Below are 19335 nucleotides of genomic sequence, written 5' to 3' on the forward strand. Positions count from 1 at the left end.
GTTAGATATAGTTGGCGGCAGAAAAATTTTGAAAAAACATAGCATACGCTTTTTTTGATAAAAATGCGACTAGCTTACTGGCGATTATTATTAGCGATTATTACTGACGGTTAAGCCGTGACGGTGGCGGCAACAAACTGATATCACTCACCCGACAAGGATTGATATCAATCCCGCCGCGGCGTGTGTACCATGCGCGTACCATGAGCGTTTTTGGCGCAAAGGCTTGGGTTAAATCACTAAAAATCTGCTCAACGCATTGTTCATGAAAGCCATTATGCTGACGAAAGCTCAAAATATACTCAAGCAGTCCTGCTCGGTCAATCGGTTGGCTATCTATCTGAATTTCCAGTGTTCCCCAATCTGGTTGATTGGTGACAGGGCAGTTTGAACGCAGCAGATGCGAATGCAAGATTTGTAACTGGCTATCAGAGGCGCCGTGATGGGCAACGGTCAAGCTTGAAGGATCGACATCACTGACAATGGCGATTTTTTTATCGCTATTATCCAACGCGTTATCAATGCAATCACCCTGTGGCGCGCTGATAGGTAAGCTATTTGCGATGTTTACCTCAAAAATCTCAAGCGTCACATCGGTTTTTAGACAAGCGGATAAGTCTTTTTCCACCGCTGCTTTAACAGCTTGTTGATTGTCAAATTCAGTGAAATTTAGGCTATTAAAATAAAGTTTGAGCGATTTTGATTCGACAATGTAGTCTGAGGTGGCAGGGATGGCAAGGCGCGCCATTGCCACCTGTGATATGCCGTGTAAGTTAAGCCAAGACATTTCAAAAACCTGCCACCAGTCCATGCCGATACTCAAGGCGTCAGTAGGCAGCGCTAGCTTCGCTCGTCCTAATGCGCGGGGAATGGGGTAGAGCATATCGGGGGCGTAGGTTTTTGGATAGTGGGTGGATTGACCCAAAATACCGTGAGTTTCAAGTGGTTTCATATTTTTTTAATTTAACTAAGTTATCTAAGTTATCTAAGTTATAAACGAACGCGTGAGCCATCTTTGAGTAAATAGTAGGCAATGCCATAAAATATCGCGGTAAAAATCCCAATCGCCACCAAAGATGACCATACATTGACATCTGAATGACCCAAAATACCATAGCGAAAAGCATTGACCATATAAACAATGGGGTTTAGTAGCGATATGTTTTGCCAAAATCCTGATAAATCTTTAAGTGAATAAAACACGCCGCCCAAATACGTCAAGGGTGTCAACACAAAACTGGGTACGATGGAAATATCATCAAACGAGCGCGCAAATACCGCATTAATCATACCGCCCAGCGAAAACAATGCCGAGGTCATCACCACAGTAAAAATCGTGACAAACGCGTGTACCAGTGATAACTGAGTAAAAAACAACGCGAGCATCGTCACAATCGCGCCAATGGTCAACCCCCGAAACAAACCGCCCGCGATAAAACCCAGTAAAATGGTATGTTTAGAAATCGGACTGACCAGAATTTCTTCGATATTACCATGAAACTTGGTGGCAAAAAAACTCGATACCACATTGGAGTAGCTATTGGTAATCACTGACATCATAATCAAGCCAGGCACGATAAACTGCATGTAGGAGACACCGCCCATATCGCCAACCCGCGCGCCAATCATTTTACCAAAGATGATAAAATACAAACTCATGGTGATGGCAGGGGGCAACAGCGTTTGCGGCCAAATGCGAAGAATTCGGCGGATTTCTTTGACTAACAAGGTGTTAAATGCAACCAACTGGTGCTGAAAATCCATGTTAATTCTCCAATTTTTCAGTCAAATTATTTTCAACAATCCCTAAAAACAACTCTTCAAGGCGATTGGCTTTATTACGCATACTCGCTACCTGAATATTTTGAGCAGTTAACTGGGCAAAGACGTCATTTAGACTGTCGCCTTTTTTGAGTGTGACTTCAAGGGTCAACGGGTCTGGCTGCTTGGTTTTTACCACATTGGTTAAAGCAATTGAGGACAGATAAGGTTGCGCCAAATCAAACACAAAGCTTTCCACATCAAGGCTGGTAAGCAAACTTTTCATATCAGTATTGATACGAATTTCACCCTGGTCAAGGATAGCAATGTTTTTACACAGCTGCTCAGCTTCTTCTAAATAATGGGTGGTTAAAATAATGGTCGTGCCTTCTTCGGTGTTAATTTGCTGCATAAAATCCCACATCGAGCGGCGCAGTTCAATATCGACCCCCGCAGTCGGCTCATCCAAAATCAGCAGTTTGGGACGGTGCATTAAAGCACGCGCAATCATCAAACGGCGTTTCATACCGCCAGAGAGCATACGCGCTTTGTCATCGCGTTTTTCCCAAAGACCCAATGCTTTAAGGAGTTTTTCGGCACGCGGGCGAGATTCCTTGGTAGGTATACCAAAATAACCTGCTTGGGCAATCAAAATATCTTCGATTTTTTCAAACTGCATAAAGTTAAATTCTTGCGGCACCACGCCTAAGAACTGCTTGGCTTTGGCAGGCTGTTTAAGCAAATCTACCCCAAAAATTTCTACCGAGCCTGAGCTGGGTTTAAATAGCGAGCTGATAATACCAATGGTGGTGGATTTACCCGCACCATTGGGACCAAGTAGGGCAAAAAATCCACCTTGGGGTACGGTCAAATCAATGCCTTTGAGTGCAGCAAAACCATTTGGGTAGGTTTTGGTAAGCTGGGAGATTTTTAGAGCAGGGATGGTAGTGTCAAAATTTGCCATAGCAATGCAGGTTCTGGTTAAAGGTGAGACCTTAATGGGGATGGGTTGGACAGTTTAAAGATTTGAATGCACTAAGTTAAGTTAAATTATATCAATGATACAATTAAAAAAGCCTATCAGTTGATAGGCTTCATCTGGACTAAAAATGACTATTTGGATTGAGACACCATATAATCAACCGCATTGGTCACTTCCACATCTAGCAAATCAGCGTTACCGCCTTTAGCTGGCATGGCATTAAAGCCTTGTAGCGCGTGTTGGTGAAGGGTAGCGGTACCTTTAGCGATACGGGGACCCCAAGCGCCTTTATCACCAAATTTTGGTGCACCTAACAGACCTGCAGTATGGCAAGTATGGCAAACACCTTCATAAATTACTTTGCCTTCACGTGGTTTATTTGGATCAGCGGCACCTAATGCAGCGGCAATAGTGATATCACATTCTTTACCTTCAAAACAAACTTTACCTTGCGGGGCAATACGTGCGATTAGATTTGGGTATAACGCAACCAATTTTGCAACTTGAGGTGGGTCTTCAGGTGCTTTTTCTGCTTCCTTTTTTGCGGGAGCGGCAGAGGATGCAGGGGCTGAAGCAGTTGCCGTACTTGAGGCAGTCGCGGTACTTGAAGCGCTAGCGGTAGCTGATGCCGCTGCGGGGGCACTGGCTTTATCCTCAGCTTGGCTGACAGCGATACCCGCAAGACTTAGCATAGTAACCGCTGATAACATCACTACTTTTTTCATTCGTCACGTTCTCTCAAACAGGTGAATTAAATTATCGTAATACTTTTAAAACGGACAACATTAGCCATTAGATTGCTCGATTGTATCCGTTGATGCGATAAATGTTACATAGATTTATTTTCCATACTATTATAAGGGAAAATTATCTGAAAAAGCTATGCTTATTTGATATGTGCTATCAACTTTGCCGAGCAGTTTTCGGCAGGAATTTTGATGATTTGCTTATTGCACGAAAAGTTTGCTAGAATAGCCCACTGCTTTTTTTCAATGCCAATCAAAGCGTTCGTAGCTCAACTGGATAGAGTACAGGTCTCCGAAGCCTGTGGCGTGGGTTCGAGTCCCGCCGAGCGCACCATTCTTAATGCCTAAATTATTGATTTCATGAGGATTCTGATTTATTCATGTTTTTATGGGTATATAATAGGCGATATATATCCATTGGTAGAATGCAATTGCTTTTATGACTGCCCATAGAGAAGGATAGTCTTTTGCAATTCGATCAGCAACTCGACGGCTCTATTTTTAACTTCTGTTGAGTGTTTTTTAGTTTTCATAAGGGTATTGTTTCAGAGTTTTAGGTCTCCGACAATTCCGGGGCAGTTCAGAATATCAAAATAGACTATAAAACACTTAATTTTACTCGCTAGCCCTGTAAAATTATTTGACAAGGCTCTTAGCCTTTATTGACGGCTTTCAGGCAGGTGAGCGATCAGCAGCCCCACAGTTTCGCCCAATATGGCAACATCTGTGGGTGAGTAGACCAACACACGCTCTTGACTAGCAAGCTGCACTTCATAAACCACATGACTGCCTTTAAACTGCTTGGCGGTAATCAACCCATTAACCGCGCTGTTTGTTTGGGGTACCACCGATAGCCATTCTGGTCGAATCAGCACTTGGTGACTGTCTGCAAAATAAGGATAATTGCTCATTGGCAACGCACCGATTGCAGTCACCAACTCATTGCCATGTTGCTGCGCCTGTAGAAAGCTGCCTTTGCCGACAAATTTTGCCACCGTGGCGGTGCTGGGGGCTTGATACAATTGAATTGGCGTGTCCCATTGCTGCAATCGACCATCTGCCAACATACCGATTTTATCGGCTATCATAAAGGCTTCTTGCTGGTCATGGGTCACCACAATGGCGCTGATTTGTTTGGCTTTAAGTAGCTGCTGAATGCTCATCGCCAACGCTTCTCGCATATCGGCATCGAGACTTGAGAATGGCTCATCAAACAAAATCAGCTGCGGATTGGGGGCAATCGCCCGTGCCAATGCCACCCGCTGCTGCTGCCCGCCAGATAATTCATGCGGGTAGCGACATGCTAACTGTTCCAGTCTTATCAAGGTAAGTAAAGCATCAATGCTGCTCTGTCTATCAGTTTTCGACAAGTGTTGAAGCCCAAAACCAATGTTGTCTGCCACCGTCAAATGCGGAAACAGCGCATAATCCTGAAACACAATGCCAATCTGGCGCTGATAAGCAGGGATATTGATATGGGTGCGGCTATCAAATAGCGTCCGCTTGCCAAATTGAATTGAGCCTGCTGTCGGGGTTTCAAAACCTGCAATGCAGCGTAGCAGGCTGGTTTTACCACAGCCAGATTGACCGACCAAACACGCAATTTGCCCTTGCGGCAACTCAAAACTAATCTGATCGAGGACGGTTTTGCTAGACGGGTGATAACTGAGCGATAACTCATTCACAGTCAAATGCGCATCCGATACCGCGTTCTGCGATAAATCATTGAAGTTCATGTTACGTTACTTTCCTTGGAAAACAAAATCACGGGCAACAGTCCCGCTAGTATAATGACCAGTGCAGGCAATGCGGCTTGCTGAAACTGCCCTTCCATGGTAAAGGCATAAATTCGCACCGCGAGAGTGTCCCAATCACTAGGTCGGGTCATCAGCGTGATGGGCATCTCTTTCATCAAATCGACAAACACCATGAGTACGGCAACGCCTAGCGAGCTTTTGACCAAAGGGATATACAAACGGCGAATCAACGCAACACCGCGCACATTGAGGATGACTGCCGACTCCACAAGACTTGGGCGGACACGCTCAAAACCTGCCTCAATGCTCGACACTGCCAGCGCCAAAAAGCGAATAATATAGGCTAAAAGCATCACAATTAACGAGCCTTTAATGACAGCGGTCGTACCATCACTGACGGGCAAAAATTGTAATAACAGATTGTCCATCGCTGCAATTGGGATAAAAATACCAATCGCCAATACCGAACCAGGGATGGCATAGCCGAGCGTGGTAATACGCATCAAAATCGTGGCAAACAATGACTTATCACTGCGCTTGGCAATCACAAGTAGCAATGCCACAACCATAACCAATACCGCACCAACAAGCCCAATCACTAATGAATTGCCCATCGGCTGGAGCAACGCGCTCACATCGCCCTGCTGCCAATGCGCGACCACCCAAACAATCAACTGGATGACAGGTAGCACAAAGCTGACCAGCAAAATCACACCGCAATAGACCGTTGTCAGCCAACCCAAACCACTAGGTAGCGGCTTTGGCTGAATTGCCGTTGATTTTTTGGTGGCAAATTGACGGCGGCCGCGACTCAGCTGCTCTAGCACAATCATGACAAATACAAATAGCACCAGTAAAGAAGCCAGTTGTTTGGCAGTATCAATGGAAAAAAAGCCAAACCAAGCTTGATAAATAGCAGTAGTAAAGGTTTCTACCCCAAAGACAGATACCGCACCAAAATCTGCGAGGACTTCCATCATCGCCAGCAACAAGCCACCCATGAGCCATGGACGCGCCATCGGTAGGGCAATTTTGAGCAACGATTCGCGCGGCGTCAAGCCAAGCGATGCGCCCATCTCCAGCGCCTGTTGCCCCATACTGGTAAAGGCGTTGCGAGCGAGAAGATACACATAGGGATAAAAAGCTAGTATCAGCACAATCGATAATCCCCAAATATTGCGGATATCGGGCAGACCTTGTGCAAACCCCTGCTGCTCTCGCAAATAGGTACTAATCGCACTTGTATAGTCAAACATACCCAATTGCACAAACGCCAATACATAGGCAGGTACAGTAAGTGGCAGCATCATCGCCCAAAAAAATAGCTTACGTCCTGGAAACTGGTACATCGCCGTCAGCCATGCAGTGGTCACGCCAAGCAGCAAAATTCCAACGGACGTCGTGATTAGCAATATCAGGGTGTTTTTAAGTAGTAACCCCAACTGATAATCAAGCAAAAACTGCCAAATCTCTTGGTCAATCTCACCAAAGCTAGTAAGTACCACCAAAAGCGGCAGCAATACTAGAGTCGAACATAGCACCAGCCAAAACCGAGCCAAACCAATACCCTTATTCATGTGCACCCAAATCGTTAACCTTAATGTAAATAATAATTATTATTGTTTAAATAAATATTCTATATTATACTACGAAACCACTACGTTTGGCGGCGATTTTAACTTGCACCGTCGCATCGTTAAGGTCTGCTTTTTAGTAGGGTGTTCGGTATAATTTTTTAGGACGAATAAAAGGGTAAATTATGAAACGCTTGATGACTTTTGGTATGTTGATGGGTGCGGTAACACCTGCGCTAGCAAGTGATCTGGTGATTTATTCAGCGCGTGCTGATAATTTGCTGAAGCCGATTGTGGCAAAATACGAGCAGCAAACAGGCGTAAAAATCAAGCTGGTCAACGATAAAGCAGGCGTACTGATCGAAAAAATTAAAGCAGAAGGTGCTAATACCCCGGCTGACTTACTCATCACCGTCGATGGCGGTAACTTATGGCAAGCGGCGCAAGAAAACATCTTAAGACCTGTCAATTCAAAAGTACTCGAAACCAATATCCCGCCGCAATTCCAAGACCCACAAAATCGTTGGTTTGGTATGTCAGTGCGCGCCCGTACCATTTTTTACAACCCAACCAAAATCAATCCAAGCCAGCTATCAACTTACGCAGATTTATCTACCCCCAAGTGGAAAGGCAAGCTGTGTTTAAGAACGTCGGACAATGTCTATAACCAATCTTTGGTTGCCACTATGATTCAGCACAACGGCTTACCACAAATGGAGCGTATTTTAAAAGGTTGGGTCAGTAATCTAGCCACCGCGCCATTTGCCAATGACACAGCGCTGCTTGAAGCAATTGACGCAGGTCGCTGTGATGTCGGTATCGCCAATACTTACTACTATGGTCGGCTGCTTGATACCAAGCCAAACATTAAGGTCAAACCCTATTTTGCCAACCAAAAATGGCAAGGCACCCATGTCAATGTATCGGGTATTGGCATAGTTAAATACAGCAAAAACGCGGCACAAGCACAAAAATTTATGGAATGGCTCAGTGGCGCAGAGGCACAGAATTTATTTGCTGACTTGAACAGTGAATACCCAGCCAACCCACGCGTCGCACCAGATCCAAAAGTCGCCAGATGGGGCAGCTTTAAGCAGGATATTATCAATGTATCCGTGGCTGGTAAAAACCAACGCCATGCGATTATGCTAATGAAAAAAGCCGGCTATAAATAAACACGGTATTCACAGGCGGGTTGTCAATTTGGGCTTGTTGCCACTGGGCAAAGCCCTCGGTGATATTGCCAAATCGCTGTTGCGCAAAGGATTGAATAATATTGTGCGTTGCCGTCAATCCTTCGGCGAATAATTTATTTTGCTTAGTCATTTTTACCCCTTAATTCGTCATAGATATTCTGTATGTGAATTATTATGTAAAAACCTGTATATTCTGTAAAATAATATTAACAATATTATATTTTCTGAAATGGAATAATACTGTGCGTTTGCCAATCGCCCTATAACTAAGCTAACCAGAAATAAGCTGACCATTTGTATGTAAAATTCGCTACAATATTGCTTTTGATAGTTAATACACTAAAAACCGGGCAATACCATGACAACCAATCTCTCTCAACTGTCACCCACTGCTGTTTGGCAATGGTTTGATCAAATTTGTGCTATTCCACATCCTACTTTTCATGAACACGCTTTGGGTGACTTTATTGTTCAAGCAGTCCAAACCCGCGGACAGCAATACGGGTTAACGGTCAAAAAAGATGAAAAAGGCAATATTTTTATCTATAAACCAGCAAGCGTACAGCTTGATAGCAATATGGCAAACCATCCTGCGGTGGCTATCCAAGCGCATTTTGACATGGTGGCACAAAAAGGGGAAACCACCAACCATGATTTCATCACCGACCCTATCAAGCCGGTGATTAAAGACGATTGGGTCTGGGCAAGCGATACGACGCTTGGGGCAGATAATGGTATTGGACTTGCTATGGCATTGGCGGTGGCGTTTAGTGATGATATTGTCCATCCACCGCTTGAATTGATTTTGACTTGTGAAGAAGAAATCGGCATGGGCGGCGTCCAAGCCATCCACCCTGAGTGGCTGACCGCACCTGCAATGATTAACCTTGACTCAGAAGATGAAGGTGAACTGTTTATTGGCTGTGCTGGCGGGCGTGATGCCACATTCCAGTTAACTTCCTCGCTAATTACCGTAACCGAAGATGTCACGCCGATGGTGATTAAGGTGAGCGGTTTACAAGGTGGGCACTCTGGCATTGATATTCATAAAGGCTTAGCCAATGCTAACTTGTTACTGGCGCGCGTGCTGGCAAGCCTGTTTGGCTCATCGCCTTTTTATCTACAACACTGGGCAGGTGGCGTACTGCGAAATGTGATTACACGCGAAGCCACTGCGGCGGTGTTGGGTGATTTTGAGCGTATTAGCCAGTTGCTTCCTACTATCTTGCAAACGCTACAAGCTGAATATAAAATCACGGAACCCAACCTGACCGTCACTGTTGAAAAACTAGTCGCCACGGACGCGTTGTCACCTGCAGCTACCAACCTGTCCGCCCTTAGTATAGCCGACAGTCAGCGTGTGCTTAACTTGCTGCGTAACCTACCCAATGGCGTGATACGCATGAGCGATAGTTTTGCCGGCGTGGTAGATACATCAATTAGCACGGGCGTGGTTAAGCTTGGCCAAACTCATGACAATAATCAAACCGCCACCCTTGAGATACGTTGTCTGATGCGATCTTTGGGTGAAACCCCAAAAGATGACATCGCCCAGCGGCTACAAGCTTTAGCAGATTTGGCAGGGGCAGCGCTAGAGCTAAGCGATGATTATCCAGGCTGGCAACCTGACCCAGATTCTAAGCTATTGGCAGTGGCAAAATCTGTGATGGCGAGTCATTTTGCAGGCGAGCCAAAGCTACAGGTGATTCATGCCGGTCTGGAATGCGGCATATTTAAAGGTAAAGCGCCAAACATGGACATGATTTCTTTTGGTCCAAATATCCGTGCGGCACACTCACCCAAAGAGCGCGTAGAAATCGCCAGCGTGGCAAAAACTTGGCAGGTATTATTAGACTTATTAAAAGTCTTGTAATGGCTAATGATTGCTTATGCTGCTATCACAGTTGTGAAAAAATGTCGTTGCTAAGGTTTTGAATCTATGGTGTTGAACCTATTTTCTCAAGCCGCGATACATAAAAAACCCTTGAAAATTAATATTTTCAAGGGTTTACTGATTTCCAAGGGTTTAGTTTATAGGGATATTAGATTTTAATGCCTATTATGCCGATGTTTTGGCACTGCTCAACACGCGTCTGGCTAGTATCACGATAGCCAATACAAATGCCAATAACCCTAGCCATTGGGCAATATTGTCCCAATTGGCAAGTTTAAGCGCCAACGGTGCATCTGAGCCGCCCGTCGTGACTGACGCGGCAATAATAAACGCCATAATAACACCAATCAAGCTTTCGCCCACAATTAACCCTGCAGCAAATAACGTGCCTTTGCGCTCTGCAAGCTTTAAGTTGCGCTCACGTTGCGCCGCCGCACTGTTTTTGGTGATACGGTTTTTAATCCACCATGCCAACACCGAGCCTATAAAAATCGGCATATTAATGGTAGGTGGCAAATAAATACCCATACCCACTGCCAATACTGGCAAGCTGTATTTACCCGCTGAAGTTTTGCGTAATAAGGTATCAGCGACAATCAGTACAGCACCAATCAGCACACCGATAAGGATAAAGTCCCAGTTCAAATTATGCGCAAAAATCCCCTTGGCAATCGTGGTCATCAAGGTTGCTTGCGGTGCGCCCAAGGCTTGCGAGGCATCCATATCAGGGCGAGGCAATGCCCCAGTAAAGCCGTAAGCTTTGTACAGTAGTTCTAAGATAGGGGAGATTACCAATGCACCTACCACCACACCAATCATTAAGGCAACTTGCTGACGCCAAGGTGTGGCTTTTACCAAGTAACCCGTTTTTAAGTCTTGCAAATTGTCATTTGAAATCGTCGCCACACATAATACCGCTGAACCACAGAACAACGCCAACGCGGTGACAAATTTGCCATCGCCCGTGGTTAACAATTGCGGATAGGCATTGCCAACCAGCAATAAAATGAGCGAAATCACCACAATCGAGATAATACCAATACCTGAAATTGGGCTAGACGACGATCCAACCAAACCCGCCATATATCCACACGCTGCCGCTACCAAGAAACCAATGATAAAGGTGACCGCGGTACAAACCAATACTAGCAACCATGCCAGACCCGTTGGCAAGCTTGCATCTTCCACAAACTGATAGAAACTAACCGCCAATAACAACGTCATTACCACCGTCCAACCGATCATAACCTTGGGCGATAAATCCTGCTCCATACGACTGAGGTTTGATGAATTGCCACCTTTGAGCGCCTGCATGGAAATTTTTAATCCCTCAATCATTGGCTTCATGAGCGTCAGTAGCGTCCAAATTGCGGCAACACCAATGGTACCTGCACCAATAAAACGGACATTTTCCTTCCAGATTTTCATGGCAAATGCAGACATTTCCATGTCGCTAGGCTGAGGCGTCATGCTCGTCAATATCGGCACCGCTGTACCCCAAGCAATAAAGATACCCAGCAAAATAGCAATACCGCCTGCTACGCCAACTAGGTAGCCTGCGCCAAGTAGCGCCAAGGAAAACCCCATGGGTAATTGGGTAATTGCCGACCCTGCTTTAAACCAGTAGCCTGCCGAATCTGCCAATACCCTAAGTCCACCGGTCAAAAACGCTACAATGCCTGATAACGCGCCACCAATCACAATATCCTTGGCACCTGTTGAGGCATCTGACTGAGCGGGGGTATCATCTGCGGTGTCCTGTTCGCCTGCCCGCAAAATTTCAGCAGCGGCAACGCCTTCAGGGTAGGGCAAATCACTGTTAACGACCATCGCATAGCGAAGTGGAATAGTAAAAATCACCCCTAAGATACCGCCAGCGATACATAAAATAGTGGTTTGCCAAAATGGAAACCCTGTCCAATAACCGAGCATTAATAACGCTGGCAACACAAAGATAATAGACGATAAAGTACCTGCCGCCGAAGCTTGGGTTTGTACAATATTATTTTCAAGAATATTGCTATCTTTGGCAAATTTTAAAACCGCCATTGATATCACCGCTGCCGGAATAGACGAGGCAAACGTTAAACCGACTTTAAGTCCAAGATATACATTGGACGCGGTAAAGATGACAGTGATTAATGCCCCAAGAATAATGCCCCTTAGCGTCAATTCTTTGTGATTGGCATACATATCACCGATAGGCTGAACTTGCATGGGCAAATCTCCATGTAAAAGCAAAGGTTAATGGTGAGTAAAAAAAAGCTTATGGATTATACTGCGTTTTATGGCTAAAACAATAACTTTTATCTAGAACCCTAACCCTTGAAACATCGAAACACTACGGGTCTGAATAGGGCTATCATTGTGTAGCAAACGTTGTTTGGCAAATATTGTTTGGCAAAGCACGCCAATAATAGTTGCGCTGCATGCATATAGATATAAGATACTTATGTGATTAGTAAAATAATAAGTCTTACCTACTAAGCAAAGACAAGTTAAGCAAAGACAAGTAGTCAAGCATATCCTGCAGTGGCAGCCACGATTTATTTAGCAAGATAGATTAAAATTTTGCACCACCTGCTATATAATTCTTGCTACACACTCAGCATGTTATATCTCAATGACAATCGATTACAGTTGTATGAAGATTTGCTAATGGAAGTTGAATGATTTTAAACCCCAGTAATACCCCGTTTTCAATTTGGTTGGCAGAAGGGCAGTCAAGCCAGCGTGAGATGCTACTTGCCATGCAAGCCATGAAATGCCAATATAACTTACCCATGACCATCGTGGCATCCCATCGACAACCACGACCAGAAATCTTAAACTGTGCCGATATAGCGTACCAAGAGCCATCCGAGCCAAGTGAGCGGGTTGAGTTTGTACTTGAACAGGCCAAAAAGCACAATAGCAAAGTGATATTGACAGGGCGAAATAGCCAAGATTACGAAGCCAGACGTCAAGACTTCAAAGCAGCCGGTATTCGATTGTTGACAGGCGCAACTGACACAGCCACGCTTGAATTAATGGATGATAAAGCCGCTTTTACCGCCTTTTGCCAGCAACATGACATCCCTGTGGCAAGTGGCTGGCAGTTTGCTAATACAGATGAGTTAATGGCACTGCTCGCGTTGCATGGTGAGCAGCCGTTATGTGTAAAACCCGTTAAAGGCATATTTGCGCAAGGGTTTTGGCGACTCGATACGGGAGCGGTCGATGCGTGGGATAGTTTTGAGCATTTATACTTTACCGATGCTAAAAAAATTCATCTTGCACAATTTTTACACGCCTATAACCATAGCCAAATGGTAACTGACAAACCCATTGGCATGCTGCTGATGCCATATCTAGCAGGCAAAGAATATTCGATTGATGTGGTATGTGAGACAGGGGAAGTGTTAGCCGCAGTGACGCGCTATAAAGACGGCAGTGAGCAGCATGTGGGCTATGACGAAGCAGTGATGGCACTTGTCAAGCGCCTGGTGGCAGCCCTAAAAGCCGATGGTATTGTGAGCATCCAAACCAAGGCTGATGAAAATGGGACGCACAAGGTACTGGAAATCAATAGCCGCGCGTCAGGTGGGATTGGTTACACCGATCACGCCTTTGACAACGGCACGATGAATTTAACCCAATTAGCTTTTGGCTATTGGTCAGGCTGTATTGCTAAACCGCATCTGCCAACGGTACGTGATACCATCACCCCTTGCATCGTGCGCCCGCTCATGACCAGTGTCAAAATCGGCTAACGGATAAAATAACAGGACAACAGACGGCATGACCGAGCAAAAAACCATTTCGTTATCGCGTGGCGAGCTTACTTTACGCTATCAAACCACGGCTGATTATCAGCTTGATGATTTGTTGGGGTTTGCTGAGCGTATCAATCCCAAGCGCGCGTTTTTGTTTGTATCCAAAGTATTGGGGCGACATATTCCGGTATCTCCCGATAAAATGCGACAAGCCTTCACCCAGTTGGCGACTCTCATACCCGATGATTTGCCCGAACCGATTGTGGTGATTGGTATGGCGGAGACCGCAGTCGGACTGTCGGCAGGGGTGCATCAAGTGCTGCAGGCGCGTTATCCGCAAGCTATTTTGCTCAACTCGACGCGGCATGCACAGGCAGCAGAGCTGCTTGCTACGTTTAGCGAAGATCATAGTCATGCCAGCGTGCATTTGATTTACCAAAGTGATGACAGCGCGCTACAAGCGAACGTTGAAAACGCCAAAACCTTGATTATGGTCGATGATGAAGCCTCCACAGGTAATACCTGCCAAAATGTGGTCAACGCCCTGCGTCAAGCAGGAATGAGTAAGCTTGAGCAAGTGCATTTGGCGACGCTGGTTGATTGGTCACTGGGCAAAAAACTTAGTAAGAAACTGGGCAAAACGGATAATAATATTTTTAATGACATCGCCTTTTTTCGCCATCATCTGCTCGCAGGAGATTGGACGTGGACAGATAGGGTGAATGCGCCTGCGGTTACCATGCCAAATGTGTCAACCACAAAGGCAGGCAGTCAGCCACTGCTGCCTACCGGCAATTGGGGTAGACAACCGGCACGCGATAGTACATCGGGATTGGATTTTTTGCTGCAAGGTTTGCATCATACGCTGAGCCAAAGACAATTGACCCTAGCGTCATTCGCCCATCAAAAAATCTTGGTACTGGGCAGTAATGAGTTTGTTTGGTTGCCGTTGTTGCTTGCCGAACAATTGGCGCAGTATCAGGCGGATGTCAAATTTTCTGCCTTGACGCGTTCACCCATCGCCATCCATGCTAATAGCGCCGTGACTAGCGTCATCAAGTTCTTTGACCATTATGGCTTGGGCATGACCAATTTTGTTTACAACGTGACGCCTGAGGCGTGGGATTGGGTGCTGTTGTGCGTGGAAACCCCCCAAGATAGCGTGGATGAGATTTGGCAGCGCTTTGATAATGTCATGGTAATTTCACCGAGACCCGAAATCTGACATTCTAAACCCGACAAACGAAGTGCGATATCTGAAGTCCGACAACCAAAACCCAATCAGTCACAAAATCGATAAAAGTTAATTTTGATAAAAGTGAGTGTGAATGACCGATTTTTTTAAACCCGAAGCCCGTTTTTTTGAATCAAAAGTCGCGCTAGTCAAACCGTATGCGTTGATGGATTTGGACGATACCTTGTTTCAAACCCAGCGAAAAATTGCAGCTTGGCAATTGCCAATGGATGGGTTGGTGGCGGCGACCGTCGATAAGCAGAATGCGCCATTGAGCTTTTTGACCCCAAAGCAGCGCCATTTTTTTAATTGGTTATCCCAATCAACGGAGCTTATCCCCGTCACCGCAAGAGATACCACTGAGATTATGCGCGTCAAACTGCCGTTTGATAGTTGGCAAGTCTTGACCCATGGTGCAGTGATTGTAACACCGTCGGGGCAGATTTGTGCGCGTTGGCAGCGGCTAATGGCAGGGCAATTGGTGGCGCTACAACCCAAACTGACCCAGCTTATGGCGCGATTGGCAGGGTTTGAAGCACTGCGTATAACTCCACATTATGAACACTTTATAGTAGACAATAACGCGACGGATTTGATGGTATATGTCGCCATCAAACATCGGTATAAAGACCACGATGCTTTGCTGCAGTTTGCGGCACAGCTGCCGAGTGTGCTCAATAAAGTGCCTGATTTGGGCGATGAGTTTTATATCCATGTCAATGCCAATAACTTGGCACTCTTGCCGCACGTCGTCAACAAGCATCACGCGATGCGTTTTTTGCTCGATTATCATTTGGATAAAAACCGCCCTTGTTTTGGTTTTGGTGATAGCTTGGCGGATTTGCCGTTTTTACAATTATTGGACTGGTATGGCACGCCCAATCGAGGGCAACTGCATGATGCTATCAGTCAAGGGTGTTTATAATCATGACAATTCAGGCGAATTTTTCGGGTAGTTATTTATCTTCTGAGGTTACCTTGCTGCTCGATATCGTCAGTGCTGATAGCGTCAATGATATCAGCCCAACCCAAAAAGAAGCGTTAATCCAATCAGGTCAGCGCCATTATTCAGATATGCTGACGCTTGAAAAACCGCCCAGCGCCACGCATGAAGCCTTGTACAATCAAGCATTGATGGCAGGCAAACAGCGCATGGCAAATGATGTCACAAGCCTTGCCTTTAGCTTACATCAGCTATTTCATGCTTGTGTGAGTGCCTCGCAGCCGCTGATATTGGTCAGTCTCGTGCGGGCAGGATTGCCGATTGGGGTCTTGCTACAAAAAGCGCTTAGTGATGCCTCTGCCAGCTATGCGTTAGCTAGCCAGCATTATGGGGTGAGTATCATCCGTGACCGCGGGCTTGACCCTGTTGCCTTGCAATATATTTTGCAGCAGCATCCCCATAGCCCGATTGTGTTTGTCGATGGTTGGACGGGTAAAGGGGCTATCTATGGTGAATTGCAACGAAGTTTAGCCCAAATCACTGATAAGCGGCAACAAGCGCAACTGTTTCACCAAGGTGAGGGAGTGATTCCACTGGTGACGTTGGCAGATCCTGCCGGGGTGGCTTGGCTATCGGCAAGTAATGATGATTGGCTGATGCCGGCAAGTTTGCTCAATAGCACTGTCTCTGGGCTGATATCGCGTACCCTGTATCGTGAGCCCAGTGATGGACTGCACCAAGCAGTGTATTATGACAAGTTACAGCCTTGGGATCGCAGTGGCGAGTTTATCCAAACCATTGATGCGCTGCGGAAGCAAACGCCCTCACTAACGCCGCTAACGGGCAAGTTATTGCCGACTTTTGCCACCCAGTCTGTGATAGATGATTTAGCCGCGCGCTTTGCCATCAGCAATCGCAACCGTATCAAACCCACCATTGCCGAGGCGACCCGCGCGATATTACGGCGCGACCCTGAGTGTGTATTGGTCAATGAGATGGCAGACGGACAAGATACAGCATTACTGCGCCATCTTTGTGAGGAAAAAAATATTCAATTAATTGCCGATGCCAGCATTGCACCTTACCAAGCTGTCACCATTATTAAGAACAGAAGCCAATGATAACCGTGTCTTTGCGCTCATCGACCTTGTTAATCGCCCATTTATCCTAGCTCTTTTACGCACATTGTACTTTTTATGACACTATTACACCCTGTAAATCATTTTTTGGCTGAACCCGTTGCGCCGACTATCAATCCCTACCAGCTAGGTGCGACGCTTTATATGCCAGCCACGCGCCAAGATATTTGGCAAATTATTAGCCAGCAAAAATTGGCTGAGATTGATAGTATCGTGATTTGTTTGGAAGATGCGGTAAGTGAAAGCGAGATTCCTGCCGCGCTCGCAAACTTAAAGCAGCTGCTTGCAACATGGGCTCAGCACGCCCAGAGGCATGGTTTTGGTGATGAATCGCGCCCAATTTCACCGCGAGCCTCACGCCCGATGGTGTTTATCCGACCGCGCAACGCTTTGATGCTCAGCGAGCTTGCCAGTTGGCAGACGATTGCCTTAGTGGATGGCTTTGTGTTACCAAAAATCGATATGCAAAGCCTTGCCGATTGGCGATTGGCTTGTCAGGCATTGCCATCGACACAGTTATTGATGCCGACCCTTGAGACTCGGCTCATCTTTAACCCGATACACAACCAAGAACTGGCGCTAGCGTTTAGTGAAGGGTTTAGCCAGTCGATTTTGGCACTGCGTATTGGCGGCAATGATTTATTTGCCTCGCTGCGCTTGCGTCGCCCGTCCGATGTGACAATCTATCAAACCCCAGTCGGCATACTTATCTATCAGTTAATTGCGTGTTTTGTGCCGCAGGGTTTTTATTTGACTGCGCCCGTGTTTGAGTATTTGGATAAACCTGCCTTGTTTGCTGAAGAATTGTGTCAAGATGTCGCCTTGGGACTGGTGGGAAAGACCATCATTCACCCTGACCAAATTGCTGCAGTCAAACAAGCTTTTTATGTCAACGACATAGAGCGCAGTCAAGCCACAGCGATTCTTGCCGCCGATGCCAAGGCGGTGTTCAAGCAAGACAACAGTATGCTTGAGCCAGCCACGCATCGCGCGTGGGCGACCAGTGTGATGCTCCGTGCCAATGTCTAAAAGCTAAGGTCTAAAAGCTAAGGTTTAACCGCCAAGGTCTAAAAGCCACTGTCTAACAGTTTGGCGCATCAAAGTCAGATAACAAATCACTGACCGATAATTGAGCAAAATTGCGCTATGATGACGGGTTAGCAGATAACAATAATTTATGATAACAATTTAACTGATAACCAGCATCATGGAAACCTATGCAAGCAAATACTCTCCCCAGTCAGTCAGTGACAGTTATTTTTCAAGGTAGTATCAACGTTCATCAGCTAGGGCAGGGCGGTGATGACGGCAGTGATTTTATCGCCAACGTCGCCAAAACCCGAGCAGCATTGCCCCATGCGACCATTGTATTATCGACGTGGGATACGCTTGTGTTGCCTACCGAGTTTGACAGCGCCGACAAATTGGGTATCGATCAGCTGATTTTAAACCCAGATCCTGGTGGTCTGCCCAATATCAAATTTGGCTACGATGCCCCTAACAACGTCAATCGACAAATCATCTCAACGCAAGCGGGTCTAAGCCAAGTCAGCACCGAATATGCGCTCAAACTACGCACCGATAGCTACTTGCTTAATGACAATCTACTACAATTTTATCGCTATTATACCCAGCAAGTAACGTTACATTCCCAGAGCCATTTATCCTCAAAAAGTAAAGGAACCGACTACTCGCCGATTGTAGTGCCGTCATTTTTTACCATCGACCCCAGCATGTTTGAGCATATGGCGTTTCATATCAGCGATTGGGCGCAGTTTGGCAAGACCGAGCGACTGCAGGCGTTTTGGTCCGCACCCTTGATGAGTAGAGAGAATGCCACTTATTTTGAGTCGCATTCACAAGATATCGATGCCAAATTTGCGGACAATACCTTTCGCACGCGGTTGGCTGTCGAGCAGCATATTGCCAGTCATTATGCCAATCAAATCGGCTACGCCGCCACACCAAGCTACTACAATGAACTCAACGAGCAGATTCTAGACGCGCATAAGGCATTTTTGGCGAGTGAAGTGATTGTGCTTGATATGACAGACTACGGACTACGGTTACCCAAATACGAGTGGACATTGACCGATGCTTTTATGGCGATGAACTGCATCAGCCATGATGACTGGTATCAGTTATTTTATCAATATTGGTATCCCAACCAAGTTGACGAAACCCGCTTGGCGCATGCGGATGAACGGGCGGTGATGAAAAGTATTGCCGCGGCAGAGTTTTATCAAAACAGCCCAGTCGATCAACAGCAGATTTTCTCCCGTCTTTATCCCTAAATCATTCCTAAATCCGCTAAATAAAAAAGCTTACCCAACAGATGGTAAGCTTTTTTTCAA

At 45.9% G+C, this 19335-nt stretch carries 16 protein-coding genes and 1 tRNA gene; 9 read left to right on the top strand and 8 right to left on the bottom strand.

The features are described from left to right. Positions 1-100: 100 nt before the first annotated feature. From queF to RT422_RS00465, 4 genes are all read right to left on the bottom strand, one after another. Positions 101-952 carry an NADPH-dependent 7-cyano-7-deazaguanine reductase QueF gene (gene queF, locus RT422_RS00450; protein ID WP_313420820.1) on the bottom strand — a complete coding sequence of 284 codons (852 nt, stop codon included), beginning with the start codon at positions 950-952 and terminating at the stop codon, positions 101-103. A 38-nt stretch (positions 953-990) separates the two neighbouring features. After that, positions 991-1764: an ABC transporter permease gene (locus RT422_RS00455; RefSeq protein ID WP_313420822.1), complete on the bottom strand. Its 774-nt coding sequence runs from the start codon at positions 1762-1764 to the stop codon at positions 991-993. Position 1765: 1 nt separating this feature from the next. Beyond that, positions 1766-2725: an ABC transporter ATP-binding protein gene (locus tag RT422_RS00460; RefSeq protein ID WP_313420824.1), complete on the bottom strand. Its 960-nt coding sequence runs from the start codon at positions 2723-2725 to the stop codon at positions 1766-1768. A gap of 149 nt (positions 2726-2874) precedes the next feature. Beyond that, positions 2875-3468: a c-type cytochrome gene (locus RT422_RS00465; protein ID WP_309596268.1), complete on the bottom strand. Its 594-nt coding sequence runs from the start codon at positions 3466-3468 to the stop codon at positions 2875-2877. A gap of 279 nt (positions 3469-3747) precedes the next feature. Here RT422_RS00465 and RT422_RS00470 point away from each other — a divergent pair. Further along, positions 3748-3823: transfer RNA gene (locus RT422_RS00470), tRNA-Arg, on the top strand. Positions 3824-4148: 325 nt separating this feature from the next. Here the strand turns inward: RT422_RS00470 and RT422_RS00475 are convergent. Then, positions 4149-5225, bottom strand: coding sequence for an ABC transporter ATP-binding protein (locus RT422_RS00475; protein WP_284034340.1), 1077 nt, complete (start codon positions 5223-5225; stop codon positions 4149-4151). After that, positions 5222-6823: an iron ABC transporter permease gene (locus RT422_RS00480; RefSeq protein ID WP_313420826.1), complete on the bottom strand. Its 1602-nt coding sequence runs from the start codon at positions 6821-6823 to the stop codon at positions 5222-5224. The genes RT422_RS00475 and RT422_RS00480 overlap by 4 nt, the downstream gene beginning before the upstream one ends. 182 nt (positions 6824-7005) lie before the next feature. Between RT422_RS00480 and RT422_RS00485 the strand changes: the two genes are divergently transcribed. After that, positions 7006-7995, top strand: coding sequence for an extracellular solute-binding protein (locus RT422_RS00485; protein ID WP_284034341.1), 990 nt, complete (start codon positions 7006-7008; stop codon positions 7993-7995). Here the strand turns inward: RT422_RS00485 and RT422_RS00490 are convergent. Next, the gene (locus tag RT422_RS00490; RefSeq protein ID WP_284034342.1) at positions 7964-8146 is read right to left on the bottom strand and encodes a hypothetical protein; all 183 of its coding nucleotides are present in this window, start codon (positions 8144-8146) and stop codon (positions 7964-7966) included. The genes RT422_RS00485 and RT422_RS00490 overlap by 32 nt on opposite strands. Positions 8147-8374: 228 nt before the next feature. On the opposite strand from RT422_RS00490, the gene RT422_RS00495 reads away from it, so the two are divergent. Continuing rightward, positions 8375-9889 carry an aminoacyl-histidine dipeptidase gene (locus RT422_RS00495; protein ID WP_284034343.1) on the top strand — a complete coding sequence of 505 codons (1515 nt, stop codon included), beginning with the start codon at positions 8375-8377 and terminating at the stop codon, positions 9887-9889. A 186-nt stretch (positions 9890-10075) separates the two neighbouring features. Here the strand turns inward: RT422_RS00495 and RT422_RS00500 are convergent, their stop codons facing one another. Continuing rightward, positions 10076-12127: an OPT family oligopeptide transporter gene (locus RT422_RS00500; RefSeq protein ID WP_284034344.1), complete on the bottom strand. Its 2052-nt coding sequence runs from the start codon at positions 12125-12127 to the stop codon at positions 10076-10078. Positions 12128-12579: 452 nt separating this feature from the next. Here RT422_RS00500 and RT422_RS00505 point away from each other — a divergent pair, with 452 nt between their 5' ends. From RT422_RS00505 to RT422_RS00530, 6 genes are all read left to right on the top strand, one after another. Then, the gene (locus RT422_RS00505; protein WP_284034345.1) at positions 12580-13662 is read left to right on the top strand and encodes an ATP-grasp domain-containing protein; all 1083 of its coding nucleotides are present in this window, start codon (positions 12580-12582) and stop codon (positions 13660-13662) included. A gap of 28 nt (positions 13663-13690) precedes the next feature. Continuing rightward, the gene (locus tag RT422_RS00510) at positions 13691-14890 is read left to right on the top strand and encodes a phosphoribosyltransferase domain-containing protein (protein ID WP_313420830.1); all 1200 of its coding nucleotides are present in this window, start codon (positions 13691-13693) and stop codon (positions 14888-14890) included. A 103-nt stretch (positions 14891-14993) separates the two neighbouring features. Next, positions 14994-15824 carry a hypothetical protein gene (locus tag RT422_RS00515; RefSeq protein WP_312535662.1) on the top strand — a complete coding sequence of 277 codons (831 nt, stop codon included), beginning with the start codon at positions 14994-14996 and terminating at the stop codon, positions 15822-15824. A 2-nt stretch (positions 15825-15826) separates the two neighbouring features. After that, positions 15827-16963 (top strand): cysteine protease StiP domain-containing protein, encoded by a 1137-nt coding sequence (locus RT422_RS00520; RefSeq protein ID WP_313420832.1) that lies wholly within the window; start codon positions 15827-15829, stop codon positions 16961-16963. 75 nt (positions 16964-17038) lie between these two features. Next, positions 17039-18010, top strand: a complete 972-nt coding sequence (locus RT422_RS00525) for an HpcH/HpaI aldolase/citrate lyase family protein (protein ID WP_313420834.1) — start codon at positions 17039-17041, stop codon at positions 18008-18010. Between the two features lie 188 nt (positions 18011-18198). Then, a complete protein-coding gene (locus tag RT422_RS00530) occupies positions 18199-19275 on the top strand; it encodes a WavE lipopolysaccharide synthesis family protein (protein ID WP_313420836.1) in 1077 nt (358 codons plus the stop codon). Positions 19276-19335: the final 60 nt, after the last annotated feature.

This window comes from Moraxella sp. CTOTU49803, assembly GCF_032097965.1.
GTDB classification, from domain to species: Bacteria; Pseudomonadota; Gammaproteobacteria; order Pseudomonadales; family Moraxellaceae; genus Faucicola; species Faucicola tetraodonis.